This window comes from Endozoicomonas sp. ALB091, from assembly GCF_049310265.1.
In the GTDB taxonomy this organism is placed as follows: Bacteria; Pseudomonadota; Gammaproteobacteria; order Pseudomonadales; family Endozoicomonadaceae; genus Endozoicomonas.
The window spans coordinates 364,819-382,003 of record NZ_JBLYNQ010000007.1; the positions used below are offsets into that span (position 1 = coordinate 364,819).

Annotated in this window: 16 protein-coding genes and 1 tRNA gene; 2 read left to right on the forward strand and 15 right to left on the reverse strand. The window is 49.6% G+C overall.

Annotated elements, in window-relative coordinates:
- Positions 1-48 precede the first annotated feature (48 nt).
- The 10 genes from rlmN to iscR form a co-directional block, all read right to left on the reverse strand.
- A complete protein-coding gene (rlmN, locus tag ACO6UX_RS13705) occupies positions 49-1,215 on the reverse strand; it encodes a 23S rRNA (adenine(2503)-C(2))-methyltransferase RlmN (protein WP_422448454.1) in 1,167 nt (388 codons plus the stop codon).
- A 117-nt stretch (positions 1,216-1,332) separates the two neighbouring features.
- On the reverse strand, positions 1,333-1,764 hold the full coding sequence (ndk, locus tag ACO6UX_RS13710; protein WP_101746258.1) for a nucleoside-diphosphate kinase: 432 nt from the start codon (positions 1,762-1,764) through the stop codon (positions 1,333-1,335).
- A 339-nt stretch (positions 1,765-2,103) separates the two neighbouring features.
- Positions 2,104-2,307 carry a Fe-S cluster assembly protein IscX gene (iscX, locus tag ACO6UX_RS13715; protein ID WP_209199592.1) on the reverse strand — a complete coding sequence of 68 codons (204 nt, stop codon included), beginning with the start codon at positions 2,305-2,307 and terminating at the stop codon, positions 2,104-2,106.
- A 65-nt stretch (positions 2,308-2,372) separates the two neighbouring features.
- Positions 2,373-2,711, reverse strand: coding sequence for an ISC system 2Fe-2S type ferredoxin (gene fdx, locus ACO6UX_RS13720; RefSeq protein ID WP_101746260.1), 339 nt, complete (start codon positions 2,709-2,711; stop codon positions 2,373-2,375).
- Entirely contained in the window at positions 2,712-4,589 is a 1,878-nt protein-coding gene (gene hscA / locus ACO6UX_RS13725; RefSeq protein ID WP_422448457.1) for a Fe-S protein assembly chaperone HscA, read from the reverse strand.
- A gap of 21 nt (positions 4,590-4,610) precedes the next feature.
- Positions 4,611-5,153, reverse strand: coding sequence for a Fe-S protein assembly co-chaperone HscB (gene hscB, locus ACO6UX_RS13730; RefSeq protein ID WP_422448459.1), 543 nt, complete (start codon positions 5,151-5,153; stop codon positions 4,611-4,613).
- 178 nt (positions 5,154-5,331) lie between these two features.
- Positions 5,332-5,667, reverse strand: coding sequence for an iron-sulfur cluster assembly protein IscA (gene iscA, locus ACO6UX_RS13735; protein WP_422448461.1), 336 nt, complete (start codon positions 5,665-5,667; stop codon positions 5,332-5,334).
- 100 nt (positions 5,668-5,767) lie between these two features.
- Entirely contained in the window at positions 5,768-6,172 is a 405-nt protein-coding gene (gene iscU / locus ACO6UX_RS13740; RefSeq protein WP_066016291.1) for a Fe-S cluster assembly scaffold IscU, read from the reverse strand.
- Between the two features lie 46 nt (positions 6,173-6,218).
- Positions 6,219-7,433, reverse strand: a complete 1,215-nt coding sequence (locus tag ACO6UX_RS13745) for an IscS subfamily cysteine desulfurase (protein ID WP_422448463.1) — start codon at positions 7,431-7,433, stop codon at positions 6,219-6,221.
- Between the two features lie 106 nt (positions 7,434-7,539).
- On the reverse strand, positions 7,540-8,010 hold the full coding sequence (iscR, locus tag ACO6UX_RS13750) for a Fe-S cluster assembly transcriptional regulator IscR (RefSeq protein WP_269673865.1): 471 nt from the start codon (positions 8,008-8,010) through the stop codon (positions 7,540-7,542).
- Between the two features lie 450 nt (positions 8,011-8,460).
- Here iscR and ACO6UX_RS13755 point away from each other — a divergent pair, with 450 nt between their 5' ends.
- Entirely contained in the window at positions 8,461-10,425 is a 1,965-nt protein-coding gene (locus ACO6UX_RS13755) for a hypothetical protein (RefSeq protein ID WP_422448467.1), read from the forward strand.
- Between the two features lie 93 nt (positions 10,426-10,518).
- On the opposite strand, the gene ACO6UX_RS13760 is transcribed toward ACO6UX_RS13755, so the two are convergent.
- The 3 genes from ACO6UX_RS13760 to ACO6UX_RS13770 form a co-directional block, all read right to left on the reverse strand.
- Positions 10,519-10,594, reverse strand: a tRNA-Val gene (locus ACO6UX_RS13760).
- Between the two features lie 210 nt (positions 10,595-10,804).
- Entirely contained in the window at positions 10,805-11,650 is an 846-nt protein-coding gene (cysE, locus tag ACO6UX_RS13765; RefSeq protein WP_422448469.1) for a serine O-acetyltransferase, read from the reverse strand.
- A 7-nt stretch (positions 11,651-11,657) separates the two neighbouring features.
- The gene (locus ACO6UX_RS13770) at positions 11,658-12,431 is read right to left on the reverse strand and encodes an RNA methyltransferase (protein WP_422448471.1); all 774 of its coding nucleotides are present in this window, start codon (positions 12,429-12,431) and stop codon (positions 11,658-11,660) included.
- 466 nt (positions 12,432-12,897) lie between these two features.
- On the opposite strand from ACO6UX_RS13770, the gene ACO6UX_RS13775 reads away from it, so the two are divergent.
- On the forward strand, positions 12,898-13,716 hold the full coding sequence (locus ACO6UX_RS13775) for an inositol monophosphatase family protein (protein WP_101746268.1): 819 nt from the start codon (positions 12,898-12,900) through the stop codon (positions 13,714-13,716).
- Positions 13,717-13,762: 46 nt separating this feature from the next.
- Here ACO6UX_RS13775 and ACO6UX_RS13780 read toward each other — a convergent pair whose 3' ends face one another.
- Positions 13,763-16,156, reverse strand: a complete 2,394-nt coding sequence (locus tag ACO6UX_RS13780; RefSeq protein ID WP_422448473.1) for an AAA family ATPase — start codon at positions 16,154-16,156, stop codon at positions 13,763-13,765.
- Between the two features lie 110 nt (positions 16,157-16,266).
- Positions 16,267-17,184: a protein translocase subunit SecF gene (secF, locus tag ACO6UX_RS13785; RefSeq protein ID WP_422448475.1), complete on the reverse strand. Its 918-nt coding sequence runs from the start codon at positions 17,182-17,184 to the stop codon at positions 16,267-16,269.
- Position 17,185 lies beyond the last annotated feature (1 nt).

Here is a 17,185-nt window from a genome sequence, read left to right on the forward strand (position 1 = left end):
GTAGCAACCTGCGGGAGCCTGTCGGATAACAGATGCATCCCGGACAGCTTATACCTGTCTGGCTGCTATGTAGCGCTCACTGCGCCGGGTCTTATCCATTACATTGCCCACTAACTGACCGCAGGCAGCGTCAATATCATCACCTCTTGTCTTTCTTACGGTGACATTAAAACCAGCCAGCTGCAAACTCTCCTGAAACCGCCTCACTGCATTATTGCTGGGTCTTTCATACCCTGAATGAGGAAATGGATTGAACGGAATGAGGTTTATCTTACAGGGCAGATCTTTCAGCAAAGCAATCAGCTGCTGTGCCTGTTCAGGTTGATCATTCACACCGGCAAGCAACGTATACTCGATCGTAACGACCCGCTTACTGTCCGTCAAACTGTTCATGTAATGATGGATCGCATCCAGCAGCTGATCCAGCGGATACTTCCGGTTGATCGGGACCAGCTGGTTTCTCAGCTCATCATTTGGCGCATGCAGTGACACTGCCAGGGAGACATTAGATACCTCACTTAACTTTCTCAGCGCAGGCACAACACCGGATGTACTTAACGTCACCCGACGTTTGGAAAGTCCATAGCCAAGGTCGTCCATCATCAGGTCCATGGCATCAACGACATTATCGAAGTTCATCAATGGCTCGCCCATCCCCATCATAACCACATTGGTAATGGATCGATCCATCCTGGCCGGTACATTGCCAAAATGACGGGCTGCAACCCATACCTGGCCAATGATTTCCGCCACCGTCAGGTCAGAGTTAAAACCCTGCTTACCCGTAGAACAGAAACTGCAATCCAGGGAACAGCCTGCCTGGGAGGAGACGCACAGCGTTCCGCGTCCATTTTCAGGAATAAATACCGTTTCAACACAACTGCCACTGGCCACCCGCACAACCCACTTGCAGGTCCCATCCTCAGAAAAATGGCTGCTGACCACCTCTGGACCGCGAATTTCAGCATTGGCCTTAAGCCGCTCACGAAGGGATTTACTGATATTGGTCATCTCATCGAAATTATCAACCCGATGATGATGAATCCACTTCAAAACCTGCTCAGCACGGAATTTTTTCTCACCAATAGTAAGAAAGAAGGCTTCCATTTTTTTCCGTGAAAGCCCCAGCAAATTGACTTTGGCTGCCTGAGTGGCCAGCTCGCCAGCCAGTTCACTGGCCTGATCGATAATAGATGGCTCGATCAATTCTGACATCTTATTAATACCTCAAAGCCATCAGAAGGCCTGCCTCCTGATGGCTTATATTCTCATGTTTACCCCGAACACGGTCAGGCCAGGGCAAACTGACAATTTGTCAGCGGGCTGATTCCGTTAACGTGTTCTGGGGCAAATCTCCGAACCTTCGAAGAAGTAGGCCACTTCACGCTCAGCAGAAGCTACTGAGTCCGATCCATGAACCGCATTTTCATCGATGGTCTCTGCAAAATCAGCCCGAATGGTGCCTTCAGCAGCTTCCTTCGGGTTAGTAGCGCCCATCAGCTCACGATTCAGGGCTACGGCATTCTCGCCCTCAAGGACGGATACCACAACAGGCCCTGACGTCATAAACGCAACCAGGTCCTGATAAAATGGACGCTCTTTGTGCTCAGCGTAGAAACCACCCGCCTGCTCGTCAGAAAGATGGATCATCCTGGTCGCTACAACCTGCAAACCAGCCTGCTCAAAACGAGCAAGAATTTTACCGATGACACTCTTGGCTACTGCATCAGGTTTTATAATGGATAAAGTGCGCTCTACCGCCATTACGATCTCCAGATTGTCATTTTCGAGCCCTTTCGGGATTGTTATTACTTATTAAAAACGTACGACTCTCTCAGCTTTCCATGTCTTGGAGCCTGTCGGACTTAAGCGTCCGTAGCGAGGATTGCGAGAAATTGAGGATAAAAATTTCTGTTTCTGAGGAGAATAGCGGGGCTATTTGACGAAGAAGCAGGAATTTTTAGACCAATTTATCGCAACCGCAGTAGGACAGTCTTAAGTCCGACAGGCTCCCTGGCTCAGGCTGTCCGTAGCAGGAGTTCTGGCAGCATTGTATACAATAGAGTCGATAGTGTCAGTTCTTTCAGCCTCAACGCCAAAAAATCACTCTTCAGACTCTTCAATCCAGGCCATCTGAATGGCCTCAAGCACCTTTTCACCACAACGCTCAGGATCATCTTCAAAACTGTCCAGCGCCAGAACCCAGCTTCTCAGATCGACAAAATTGACATACCGGGGATCCACATCCGGATAAGCCTCATAAAGCTCAATGGCAATATCATAAACATCTGCCCACTTTAAACTCATTGCCCCACTCCATGATCATTGCGCTGCTCTGTTCGGGAAACCCCCAAACAGACCAGCAACCGACATCAACGACGTTCAGAAACCTGGTTAATGGTGTACCTGGGAATCTCTACCACCAGCTCCTCATCACCCACCACAGCCTGACAGCTCAGCCGGGACTCAGGCTCAAGCCCCCAGGCCTTGTCCAGCATATCTTCTTCGAGCTCATCCGGCTCTTCCATGCTGTCGAAGCCTTCCCTGACAATGACATGACAGGTGGTGCAGGCACAGGACTTTTCACAGGCGTGTTCAATTTCAATACCATTCTGCAAAGCTGCGTCGCACACTGTGACTCCGGGCTCAACTTCGAGAACAGCACCTTCCGGGCACAATTCATCGTGAGGTAGAAAAACGATACGAGTCATTCAGAACTCCTCCAAATCATCTAACTTCTGTCCGGAAAGAGCCTGACGAATACCCTGGTTCATTCGACGGGCAGCAAATTCTTCACTGGACTTGGCAATACGTTCAATTTCACGGGCAATGGACTTGGCATCACCGGTTTCACGGCACTGTTTCAGCGATTCAACATCTGCCAGCAATGCACCGTATTCATCTTTATCGAGCAGTGTCTGGCCATCCTTATCCAACGCAACTACCAGCGCTTCAACAACCCGATCAGCCTCAACCTGCTGCTCAAGCAGCGCCCTGGCATCACGATCATCACCGGCATGGGCAAACGAATCTTTCAGCATTCGGGAGATATCAGAATCACTGAGACCATAAGAAGGCTTCACCTGAATGCTGCTCTTAACCCCGGTGGACAATTCCTCCGCAGCAACACCCAGCAAACCATCCGCATCCACCTGAAAGGTCACACGGATTTTAGCACCGCCCGCAGGCATGGCAGGAATTCCACGCAACTCAAACCGGGCAAGGGAGCGATTATCACGAATCAATTCTCGCTCCCCCTGGAAGACATGAATAGCCATGGCCGTCTGACCATCCTTGCAGGTGGTAAATTCCTGAGCCCGACTGACCGGAATGGTGGTATTGCGATGAATCACCTTTTCCATCAGGCCGCCCATGGTTTCCAGCCCCAGGGAGAGTGGAATCACATCCAGCAGCAGCATATCTTCTGCCGATTTATTACCAGCCAGAACATTAGCCTGAAGAGCTGCACCAACGGCCACGACCCGATCAGGGTCAATGGAGGTCAACGGTTGCCTGCCGGAAAATTCCTTAACCCGTTCACGAACCCTTGGCATGCGGGTAGAGCCACCCACCATAACCACTTCATCAATCTCATTCGCCTTCAGCCCGGCATCCCGAAGGGATCGCTTGAATGCCCGAATGGTACGATCAATCAAGGGGTCTACCAGTTCGTTAAACTGCGCGCGGGAAAGCGTACCACGCCACTCACCAAAGTTGACTTCCACTTCAGATCCGTCGGTCAACCCTTCCTTAACCCGACAAGCCTCAACCATCGCTTCCCGAAGCTGCAATGGGTTAATTGAGGACTCATCAACCCCCGCTTCACGAAGCATCCAGCGTGCCACCAGACGGTCAAAGTCATCACCACCCAGGGCAGTATCACCACCGGTGGCCATCACTTCAAACACGCCTTTTTCCAGACGCAAAATTGAAATATCAAAAGTACCACCGCCAAGATCGTAGACAGCGATAACGCCTTCGCCCCCCTGATCCAGACCATAGGCAACGGCTGCCGCAGTAGGCTCATTCAGCAGACGATAGACCTTCAGCCCTGCAAGCCTGGCAGCATCTTTGGTTGCCTGTCGCTGGGCATCATCAAAGTACGCCGGTACAGTAATCACGGCACCATCCAGATCACCACCCAGCGTCTCTTCTGCACGACCAACCAGGGAACGGAGAATCTCGGCAGACACTTCAACCGGGCTGACGTCACCACTGCGGGTTTTGATAAACGGCATTCCTTCGCTTTTTCCCGAAGCGTCGGTTACAAACTGGTAAGGCAGCACACCGCCAAGGGCATCAACATCCTCAAGCCCGCGCCCCATCATGCGCTTGACAGAGACAATGGTATTGCCCGGGTCAATCAGCGCACTGGCTTTTGCGCTGTTGCCAACATCAATTCCCTGCTCGCCGTAGTGAACAACAGAAGGCAAGGTATGATGGCCATCGATATCAGGAAGCGTCTCAGCAGCACCTGATCGAACAGCTGCAACCAGGGAGTTGGTGGTTCCCAGGTCAATGCCTACAGCACGCTTGTATTGATGAGGTTCCGGAGCCTGTCCCGGCTCGGAAATCTGCAGTAACGCCATATCTGCCTCTTCTCTTCCTGATTAATCGTCCAACAACTCGGATTCCAGCTGTTCCAGTTCAGCCGCCAGCTTTACCATGAACTGCATCTTTCTGACAACCGTTTCTGCCTGTTCAAGATCCTGCTCTGTTCCAGATGACCAGAAGCCTTCAAACCGCTGAAGATATCGAAGAATATCAGCATCCACCTGACTGGCCAGCCTCTCAATTTCCTGCTCAGGATTTGATGCAGACCTGATATCCGCGACAGCCTCACGCAACTCCATCTGCTCCATCAGAAATCCGGGATCCATAATGGTGTTGCGCTCCATATCAACATCACGGCCTGCCAGCTTCAGCAAATAGATCACCCTTGGCAATGGCTGTTTCAGTGTGTCAAAGGCCTCATTAACATGGGAAGCATACTGGATAGAGATACGCTGCTGACGCTCATCATCCCCGGCAAACCGGTCAGGATGAACTGCCCGTTGCAACGCACGGTACTGACTGGACAGGCGTTGCAAGTCAACCTGGCAGGAAACAGGCAACTCAAAAAGCTCAAAATAGTTTTTGGTTAAATCAACCACAATGCAATCTATTCCCAAGTCAGAAATGACAAACCCGGAGCATTCAACAGCAAAAAGGAACACCCCTTAAACAAATAAGGCCCGACCAGTGAGAACCAGCCGGGCCGGAAGGCAGATCAAAAGTGTCAGCCAACTTCTTTAACAGTATTAACGAAGCCGGAAAGCTTCAAAATTACCGTCAGCCAGCATCAGCAACATTAAAGCTTTCACCACAACCACACTCACTGGCAGCATTCGGATTGTTAAACTGCAAACCTTCGTTGAGCCCTTCCTTTACCAGGTCCAGCTCTGTGCCATCCAGGTAAACCAGACTTTTCGGGTCAACAAACACTTTGACTTCGTGATCTTCAAAAACCAGATCATTTTCATCAACTACATCCACAAATTCAAGGACATAGGCCATACCAGAGCATCCCGAAGTACGTACACCCAGCCTTATGCCGAGTCCCTTGCCCCTGCGGGAAAGCTGCCCTTTAATGTGACGGGCAGCCGCAATGGTTACGGTAATTGCCATTTAAAACTCCATCCACTTCCGGGAAACCAAACGATTACACCGGCTATATTCCTGCACTATTTAAAGACAGCACTTCTGCACATGAATACCCGGAACCGCATCAGGCAGCTGGAGCTGCATCATCATGCTTCTGCTTGGCCCGATAGTCATCGATTGCCGCCTTAATGGCATCTTCAGCCAGCACCGAACAGTGAATTTTAACCGGTGGCAGTGCCAGCTCTTCGGCAATATCGGTATTCTTGATGGTTGCCGCTTCATCCAGCGTCTTGCCCTTCATCCACTCGGTTGCCAAAGAACTGGAAGCAATAGCAGAGCCACACCCATAAGTTTTGAAGCGTGCGTCTTCAATAACGCCTTCATCATTGACCTGAATCTGAAGACGCATAACATCTCCACAGGCTGGGGCACCGACCATGCCAGTGCCCACGCTTTGAGAATCCTGGTCAAGCTTACCTACGTTGCGTGGATTCTCGTAGTGATCGATAACCTTTTCGCTGTATGCCATTTTTGTCTCCTCTGAAGTTTTGTTTGTGGCAAAACTTCATAAAAAATCAGTGTGCGACCCATTCAACCTGACTGAGGTCAACGCCATCTTTGTACATATCCCATAGCGGTGACAGCTCTCTCAGTTTTGCAACCGCTTCTCTGATCTCTGCTACGGCATGATCCACTTCAGCCTCTGAAGTAAAGCGACCCAGACTGATCCTCAGGGAACTATGGGCCAGCTCATCACTCAAGCCCAGAGCCCTCAGCACATAAGATGGCTCAAGGCTGGCGGAGGTACATGCGGAGCCAGAGGAGATAGCAAGGTCTTTCAGGGACATCATCAAAGACTCCCCTTCAACAAAGGCAAAGCTGATATTTAAAATCCCCGGAACCCGCTGCTCAAGAGAGCCATTCACATGAACTTCTTCCAGGTCGGACAGCTGGGAAAGCACTCGATCTTTCAATACAGCCAGACGCGCTCTTTCTGAATCCATCTCCGCCGCAGCAATACGGCATGCCTCACCCATACCAACGATCTGGTGAGTGGCCAGAGTACCGGAGCGCATACCCCGCTCATGACCGCCACCGTGCATCTGGGCTTCCAGACGAATTCGGGGCTTGCGGCGGACATAAAGAACACCGATACCTTTCGGGCCATAGAGTTTATGGGCAGAAATGGACAGCAGATCGACTTTCATCGTTGCCATATTCAGCGGAATTTTGCCGACACTTTGTGCCGCATCCACATGAAAGACAATCTTGCGTGAACGGGTCAGATCACCAATGGCGTCAATATCGTTGATCACACCAATCTCATTGTTGACGTGCATCAAACTCACCAGAATGGTGTCATCACGCAGGGCATTTTCCACCATTTCCGGCGTGATCAGGCCATCGCTGTCAGGCTCCAGGTAGGTGACTTCAAACCCTTCTCGCTCCAGCTGACGGCAAGGGTCCAGTACCGCCTTATGTTCAATTCGGGAGGTAACAATGTGCTTGCCCTTTTTGCTGTAAAAATGAGCAACACCCTTAATGGCCAGATTATCGGATTCAGTAGCACCGGACGTCCAGACAATCTCTCTTGGATCAGCATGAATAAGATCGGCAACCTGACGACGGGCATCTTCAACAACCTCTTCAGCACGCCAGCCAAAGACATGGGAGCGGGAAGCCGGGTTACCGAAATTACCTTCAAGAGAGAGGCACTGAATCATCTTCTCAGCCACTCGCGGGTCAACCGGCGTTGTTGCGGAATAATCGAGATAAATAGGTAATTTCATCTGGTACATCTCCAGGCGGTCAGTACGCTCAATACCCTTGATTCGCAAAGGGTTAAAATCATCATGCCACTACACACGCATCTTCAAAGCACTGTAAAAAGATGCCTTACAGGATGGTGTCAGCGGCAATTTTGTTGTCTTGCTGCTCATCCTGACGAATAGCAACACTTTGCACTTCCCTGCGCGCAACAAGATCAGCGAGGCTGATCCCTCCAAGAAACGAATGAATCTGTTCACTCAGGTCCTGCCACAAGTGATGGGTCAGACAGGTTACACCTTTCTGGCAACCGCCTGCTCCCTTGCACTTTGTAGCGTCTACGGACTCATTAACAGCATCGATCACCTGGGCAACATAAATAGCTTCAGTACCACGACTGAGTCGATAGCCTCCCCCGGGCCCCCGCACACTGCAAACCAGATCACCACGACGTAGCTTGGAAAACAGCTGTTCCAGGTAAGAGAGAGAGATTTCCTGACGATCCGATATGTCTGCGAGAGAAACCGGCCCCTGATCGGAATGAAGTGCCAGATCCAGCATGGCGGTCACCGCATAACGTCCTTTGGTCGTCAATCTCATACAGCATCTCTCTTGCTATTCAGGCAGAGTTATCACTCTTTATCCGCTCATGATCACCTTAAGCCCATGTTTCTTAACTGTGACTCCCCGGACAGCAGAATATTTACAGACTCAAGGCACTTGCGAGGCATTATGAAATACCTTAGCAAAACAGTCAACTATTAGCGATAAAACTTAAACAAATTGTCAAATAAATCGTAGATAAAAAAGATGTTAAAAAGCAGATTCATATATTTTTTCGGCATTTTATAGAAAGCAGTTCCAACTTTCAAAGACACTTTTCCCAGTAGCTGGCACACCACAATTGACCAGCAAACGCCCCTCCTGCTGAGTTAGTTTCACTGACAACAGCGTTAACCGGGGATCTTTTAGAGAAAATACCTGTCTGAAATTGAGACTCCCTCACAAAGGAATCAACCGAGAATCATTATTTACCCAAGGATTGCAACAATGGATACTCAACTCTACACAGCCCTGATCCAAAGCTTTTCTGCACAACTCGAGCAACACCTTTTAGACGATACATATCGACTGGACACAGAAAACACATGCCTGATAAGCAATAGAAGAAAGGTTATCTGCATTGTCAACGAAGAGATTGGCGAACACAAAAACAGCCCACTCAATCTAGCGCTTGCGAAGGCATTTTACGACAAACTCCCTCCACAGATTAAAAGCCTCGCGCAACTCAGGGTTGCACCGCACAACGCCAGCAAATCCCTGGTCAGGCCAGCCAATGATGCAACACTAAAAGAAAAATACCCGACTCCAGGCCCACGAACGGCATCAGCCAATGCATCATCCAGATCTGAAAACCTGCTGACGGATGAACACTACAAAAGACTTAAAAGTCTTCTGGAAAACCAGACAGATAGTGCATACTTTAACGATGATGCCGCAGCCATCACATCGCTGGATGGGCAAATTCACTACATGCCCGGAAAAAACGGTAAGTTCAAAATAGATTTAACCTGCGCCAAACTACCAAATTACAGGGCCATAAAAGAACATTACACTGAATGGGCAACAGCAACATCTGCCGCCCAATGGGACAAATCTGCGTTACGGGGCAAAGATAAGACCTTTCCCAAGAAACATACCAAGGCAACACCTGGTTTATTAAAAGCATCTCTGCCACCCACGCCCCACACAAAATCTCCTGCAACAAAACCCAAAAGCTCACCCATCAAACAAAAGCCCCTTGAACCGCGTGAATATCAAAGCGAAAAAAAACTGACACGACCGACAATGACTGCTGCACAACCCCCTTCAGGGAAGGTGCAATGGCAAATCCAACAATTCCTGGACAATATCGATGCTGAAATTGATCTGATAAACATTCCCGGCCCTGATAATGCTTCTCGCTGGGACCCCGAGACAAAATCACGTATTCGCAGCGCACTCAAAAATACATTTGCTCTCTACCGCGAGCAATTCAAAAGCGGTCAATGGTGCAATACCACTCAGAAACTGCAGAATGATTTAGACAAATTAAAAGAAATGCAAAGAAGCATGTACCATGCAGCCAGATCACCCGACGCAAAACCAGAAGACCTTCCCCTGAAAGGCATTAAAAACAGAGACTATGATTGCCTGCCAATCTCACAAAATCAGTGTGAAATACATAACCAGAATTATCTCTTTTTCGTCACTGCCTACCAGCTTATTGGCGAGGATGCTCTTTGCCCGGAAACACACCCTATACCGAACGAAGAGATTGAAGAAAAACGTAAAATTCAAAATAGCCTTATAAATCTTCGTAAGGAACGGGCAGATCTTGAAAGTCTAATAAGACAAACAGCCATCGACAATAAAGAAAAACGTGCCACTATTGAAGACCTAAAAAAGGAAGACCCAGAAGCCCATAAAAAAAAGATAAAGGAGAAAGCGGAGTCTATTTTTCTTAATGAACTACTCCTACCGGGACATGAAGAAGATTTAGCCAAGTTGCAAGATAAACTGCATCGTGAGGAAGAAAGAATAAAAGATATAGAAAGCAAAGAACGTGCAAAAGCTATTAACCTGGCCAAGGACTGGAGCAGCTTCTATAAATACCAACTATCAACAAAACAAACAGACAATCGCACCAGACACCTTCCAGAGAAATTTAATAATCCCATTGATCGTGGAAACACTTTCCCTTCATGGTTATTTGGTATTCCAAATGAGCTACACGTAAATTATGACATCATTCCCAAATCATCAATGGCAAAGGTATTGCAACAGAATTGGACGGCTGTCTGTGTCGACCAGAATGCTAAACATTTCTGCACACTGGTAAAACGAACCGATGGATCAATAGCCGAACTCAATGACAGTTGTGTCAACCCAAAAAGATTTCCAAATGTGCAAGCGATGATTGCGTACTTCATGGACCCAGACTGCAAATTTGGAATACGAATCCAAAAGAATTGAGAATAGACAACGCGAAGTTAAGATTAACAATGCCAATCGTCAAAATGGCTATCGCTGGCTATGCAGGGATATTACTGAGGAAAGATAAAAATCTGGTAGTCGGTACTGGACTTGAACCAGCGACCCCCACCATGTCAAGGTGGTGCTCTACCAACTGAGCTAACCGACTGAAGTGCCGCGCATATTATCAATACTTCTAAAAAATGCAATACCTTTGCCGCAACAATTTCAGCAGAAAATGCTGCGGCAATATTTCAGGAACTGCTCACGGGATCGGGACAATCATCCTGAAACAAAGCACCATATATCACTTGCCACCCACTCTAACCAGGAAAAAAGCCAGATCATCACTGGAAAGCCAGTCAGATTAAACTCACAGCTACGGTAGCGATGAAGTAATCTCCTCTTTCACAGGTGCAAAGTCTTCTTTCTTTAACTCTGGCAATGGCCGCACCTTGCACTCAAGACCATGGTCTTTTAACACCTGGCACAAAGTATCAAAGCGGGAATCCACTTCATGGAGATGATCCAGCATAGCCGAGATGGCATGGGCGGTAGGGTCAGGCATTTCAGATGTGACGGCATAGGCATCAAAACCCATTTTCTCCGCCATCTTTTCCGCATTGGCATGACGGCGTTCACCATTGCTATCGGTCACCTCCGACTTCTTCACAATCCTGCCGGGAATACCAACAACGGTTGCCCCCGGCGGAACTGCACGCACAACCACCGCATTTGACCCAACTCTCGCTCCTTCTCCTACCACAAATGGTCCAAGCACTTTTGCGCCAGCTCCCACAACGACGCCATTAGCCAACGTCGGGTGCCGCTTACCCTGGTTCGCCGGATGCTCCTTGCCCTTATTGGGAGAAGTACCTCCCAGCGTCACACCATGATAAAGAGTGACATCATCGTGTATGACCGCCGTTTCTCCAATAACAACCCCCATACCATGATCGATAAAAAAGCGTCGACCAATGGTAGCGCCCGGATGTATCTCAATACCGGTTAACCAGCGATTAAATGTTGACAGCATGCGCCCCAGCCAGAAAAACCCCGACGTCCAGAGTTTGTGCGACACCCTGTGCAGCAATAACGCGTGCAGCCCGGGGTAGTTGGTAACCACCTCGAAGGTGTTCCGTGCCGCCGGATCCCGGTCCATTACTGTTTTAATATCTTCTTTTATTCGCTCAAACATGGTCTGCGCCTGTCTGTTATTATCCATGTCCTGCTCATTCTGTTTCTTTCGTGGCAAGACATCGCTGGGTTTCTGACAGAACCCCCCGAAGAATACTCAGCTCAACACGATCCGGACGAACCCGCCCATAAAGGCGACGCAATTTGGCCATAATCTTCTCGTGGCTGCTGTGATCGAGAAAACCAATCTCCAGCAACACCTGGTACAGATGGTCATAGTAACGCTCCATATCCTCCATATTTGCCAACTCATGACTGCGGGGCTCGGGCATCTCAAAGGTATCAGCACTGAGCAACTGCATCATCCGCAACTCATAACAGAGTACCTGTACCGCCGCCCCCAGATTGAGAGAGCTGAATTCTTCATTGGTTGGGATATGAACCTGCAGATGACAGCGTCGCAACTGATCATTGGTCAGGCCTTTATCTTCCCGGCCAAAAATCAGGGCGACCTTATGGATCACTGCTTCGTCAATAATGCTCCGGGCACATGCTCGGGGGTCCACCAGCGGGAGAGAAACACCTCTTACCCGGGCGCTGGTACCCACCACAAACTGACAATCCGCCAGGGCCTCATCCAAAGTTGCACAAACCCTGGCATTTCGCAGGATATCGTCAGCGCCAGAAGCCAGGGCTGTTGCGGTGCCGGATGGAAACTCATCCGGCGCGACCAGACATAACTGGCTTAACCCCATGGTTTTCATGGCACGGGCAGCAGCCCCGATGTTACCGGGATGGGAAGGATTGACCAGTACTATGGAAATGTTCTCGGAAAAATTGTCGAGCACCGCAGGAATCTCTAGCTTCATGTAGTATCAGCCAGTCAGTGTACTCAAATTACGGCCAATGCCAAGCTTATAGTAAAACTACCGACCGGCAGACGCACATACTCCATTGCAAGTTAAAGGGCATCCTGTCAGAATGCGCCCCCACTTTTTCGTGAAAATGTTGCTACCCTCTGAACGACAGTCATTTTCACAGCATAGCCCGGATATTTCATAAACTGCCCCGAATCTCGCGCACGACCACATGGATGTGGGAGATAGGGCGACGCAGGATGCCAAAGCCGAGGACTTTGTCGCTCTAAGGGATTTTGTGAGGGAGCGCCGTACCGGGGAGTACGGTCGACTGAGCAAAACTCCCTTAGAGCGGCAAAGGACAAGCGAGAGCGGGAGCACGTTTATGAAATATCCGGGCTAGGATACAATCGGATCGTTGAATCCGGTACAATCCCATCCCCATACGATCTTTCACATTTCAGATGTAACTAAGCCTATGCAACCGATGGTTAATATGGCGCTGCGTGCAGCACGCCAGGCTGGCGAAATCATAGCCCGCGCCTACAAAGATCTCGATCACGTTAATATCGAATTCAAAAGCCGTAACGACTTTGTAACTGAGGTGGACAAGGCTGCTGAGAAGGCCATTATCGCCTCTCTGAGCAAAACCTACCCTGACCATGGCTTCTACGGTGAAGAAAGCGGACACCGTGAAGGCAAGGGTGAAGGCAAAGATTACCTCTGGATCATCGACCCGCTTGACGGCACCACCAACTTCATCAATGGCATCCCTCATTTTGCGGTTTCCATTGCGGTTCAATACCGCGGACGCCTTGAGCACGCCGTTATTCTCGACCCGCTCAAAGAGGAAGAGTACTGCGCCAGCCGTGGCCACGGTGCCACCCTGAACAGCAAACGCATTCGCGTTGGCAACCGGAGAAATCTGGACGGCGCACTGATCGGTACCGGCATCCCATTCATGCACCCGGGCATCAACCACCTGGACAGCTACCTGAATATGATGAGAACCCTGCTGGGGGATACTGCTGGTATCCGTCGCGCTGGCTCTGCCGCTCTCGACCTGGCCTATGTGGCTGCCGGTCGTCTGGATGCATTCTGGGAAATCGGCCTGCAGGACTACGATATGGCAGCAGGCGTACTGATGATTCAGGAAGCGGGCGGACTGGTTGGTGACTTCAAAGGTGGTCATACCTACATGAAGAACAACCAGATCGTTGCCGGTAACAGCGGCTGCTTCAAAGAAGTACTGAAGCGCATCAGGCCTTTCGTTACCGAAGGTATGTTCCGCTACTAACCCCATTTAGAGTGAGGCTATTTTCCGCCTCACTTCATCCCTTACCTCAGCCAGACCTTCCCTGCCCATGATCAGCAGGCAATATATTTTGCAGTTTCTCCTTACCGATCGTTTTGAACACCAGATCATCGGGAAACAGGCGGGAAAGAAAATCAGCACCACCCTCTTCATGTGCTGTCGCGGTAACGAGCGTGAGTAATTTCCCTCCCTCCAGCCCCTGCAAAGACTGCTTGGTATGAGCATCCAGCACAGACACCATGGCACGGTCATAGAAAGCACCATCGTAGTTAATCATGGTATCAAAATCGTCAATAATCACGACATAATGACAGTCAGGATTGGTCTGATGATTACGCCGCTGTGCAAATACATCATTCAACGGTCTGGTGCGATCCCTGGATTTGACCACATCGGTGGCCGACACATAGCTGCAAAAAGAACCAAACTCATGGTTCGCCAGGGCAGCCAGTGTTGATTTACCACTACCCTGAGGACCTGTAATAAGAATACGCAGGGTAGAGCGGGAATCATCCCGCTTAAAATCAGCCAGTGTCGTCTTAAGCTGACTGACCATTTCTGGTAAATAGCCATCGTACTTGAAGGTTTTCCCCGCCAGGGACATGAAATTACTTTTCCCAAACTGTGGCTGAACCCGGGTAAAAGCCCATTTGAAATCAGCCATGCAGACATCCAATGTCGCTAATTGACTGAGCGCCTGAGGACAGAAAAAAGTGTCGCTCTCTGCCAGCCCCTGCCCCCTGCGCAGAGCCGATTGCATCGCCTTCTCCACCAGGGATCCCAGTTCAGCACCACTGAAGCCGGCGGTATTTTTCGCCAGCTCTTCAAGAGAGACATCCGGATTCAACATCCCGCCATCCGACAGATTCCTGGTCTGGATCTTTAAAATCTGAAGACGCTGGTCGCCTTCTGGCAAATTAAACTTCATCTGCATATCCATGCGCCCGGGGCGCATCACGGCCGGATCAATCAGGTCTGGCCGATTGGTTGTGCCGAAAACAATCAGGCCACTTTGCTCCTCAATTCCATCCAGGCAGGTCAGAAACTGATTAACAACTTTATCCCCGGTGCCATTATCGCCCGCCCTCCCCCTGGCCGGTAGCATCGAATCAATTTCATCAATTAACACCAGACGAATACTCTGTTTATTTTCCGGGTCGTCATCCGAAAAAATCGCTCTGACCCGCTGCTCCGACTCACCAACATATTTGTTAAAAACCTCTGGCCCGGAAATAATCCGGGTCGATACGGTAAAGCCATTTTCCTTGAGTAAGGACTCAATAACCCGGATAAACAGCGTTTTACCCGTACCCGGAGGCCCCGAAAGAATCCCACCCCTGGTCAGTTGACATTTCATGGTATTTTTCAGCTTATCCGGCACTAGTCGTGGACTGATAAACGCATCTATAAACTGTCGAATGGCCTCATTCGCACCACCTATACCGTAAGCTTCACCATTGTAGTCAAACTTTTCGGCAAGCTTCCCGATATTGATAGCCGCGGGAATATCAGTAATGTTCAGTTTTTTTCTTAAACTGGCATTGGCGGTAATGCTTGAAACCCGGGCATCCCTGGCCAGCAGGCCAACAGTCGACTCCCGGACATCGCCAGTGGATCTGAGCGTTACACTGGCCACCAAAAAATGATCACCATCCTTGAATAAATAGGATCGGGAGTCTTGCAGTGGACAACCGGAACGGTGACACATTTGCAGAAATGCCCCTGAAATAGTTTGCCAGGTCTTGGTCACTGGCTCGCGCCCACCGGAGGCCCGGGGAGCACTTTTGGCAGTCGTGAGAAGCTGAATATGGAGCGCCACTGAATCCCAGCAGTCATCAGTGACCACCACCGGCGTTAAATCAATCGTCATCTCAGAGGAAGGCAGTTGGCAATTACTTCTCATCACCTGCGTTAAACAGGCTGTTTCAGGGGCAACATCATTTCGTTTCAATACTTTTACCACCTGGGTGGAACCATTTTTGCCATTCAAACACGCATAGGTAGAATCAAGTGGTGTTCCATTTGCCACAACCACACTGTTCGGTTCTGGCCCGGCAAGCCATTCGTCCCTGTACTTGTCGGTGTTAAATCTGCTGCCACCGGTTTCTTTTGTTGCTGCCTCAGTGCCACCATTCAGTTTTGCCTCAAACCTATCCGACAATATCGGTATGATGCTGTCACGATGCCTGAGACGATCACCACCCTCGCCAGGACAATGCTCAGAACAATGCGCCTGCGGTCGTCCAAACAGTGTTTCCCGATCTTTCATGTATTGTGAATATTGCGAAGCAGAGTCTTGTGAAGGTCTCACAGAGCGGCTATCAAAAGAACCATCTGCCCCTCCACGGGCACCCGAATCTGTTCTGCGATGGCTAACGGTTACATCATGACCACATGGATGAAAATTATTTCCCGTAAACATAGCAACCTCTTTAATTGGTATTTATGGTGCCCTGCCTTGCAAGAAATTTACTATAGACCAAAAAAAAACCGGCAAAATTGCCGGTTTTTTAACCTCTTCAATCCGATGCGTTATGGCATCTGTTCAGAGTCTTCATTTTCCTTCACCGGAACAATCAGATCCTCCCTGCTGATTCTCATGTAGATCAGCATATTGGAAGCGATATAGATGGAGGAATAAGTACCCACACCCACACCCACAATCAATGCCAGGGCAAAGTTATGGATCATTTCGCCACCGAACAGGAACAGGGCCAGCAACACCATCAAGGTGGTACCGGAAGTGGCCAAGGTACGACCCAGGGTCTGGGTCAATGAGACATTGATCACCTCATCGGCATCCCCTTTTCTCAGCTTGCGGAAATTCTCACGGATACGATCATAAACAATAATGGTGTCGTTCAGTGAGTAACCAATCACTGCAAGCAGCGCCGCCATCACCGTCAGGTCAAACTGCAACCCTAACAGGGCAAACAGACCCAGGGTAAAAATCACATCGTGAGCCAGGGACAGAATCGCACCAACGGAGAATTTGAACTGGAAACGAAAAGCGATGTAGAGCGTAATCAGCAACATGGCGAACAGCATACCAAGGCCGCCCTGCTCCCTCAGTCTCTCACCCACCTGAGGCCCGACAAACTCAACGCGCACAGCCTCAACGTTGCCGTCATAGTTCTGCCCCAGAAGGCCGGCAACTGATGCCTCCATTTTCGGATCATCGCCGGGAATACGAACCAGAATATCCTCGGCCGAACCAAACTCCTGAACGACAACGTTGTCATAACCGGCGGTTGCCAGCTGATCACGGATATCAGCCGTTTTCACCGGTTGATCATACACCAGCTCAATCAGCGTGCCGCCGGTAAAATCCAGCCCCCAGTTAATCCCCTTAACCGCAAGAGCACCAACAGAGCCCAGCATTAACAACAGCGACAACACCGAAGCGTAGGAGCGTAGCCGCATGAAATTGATGACTTTCAAATCATTCACC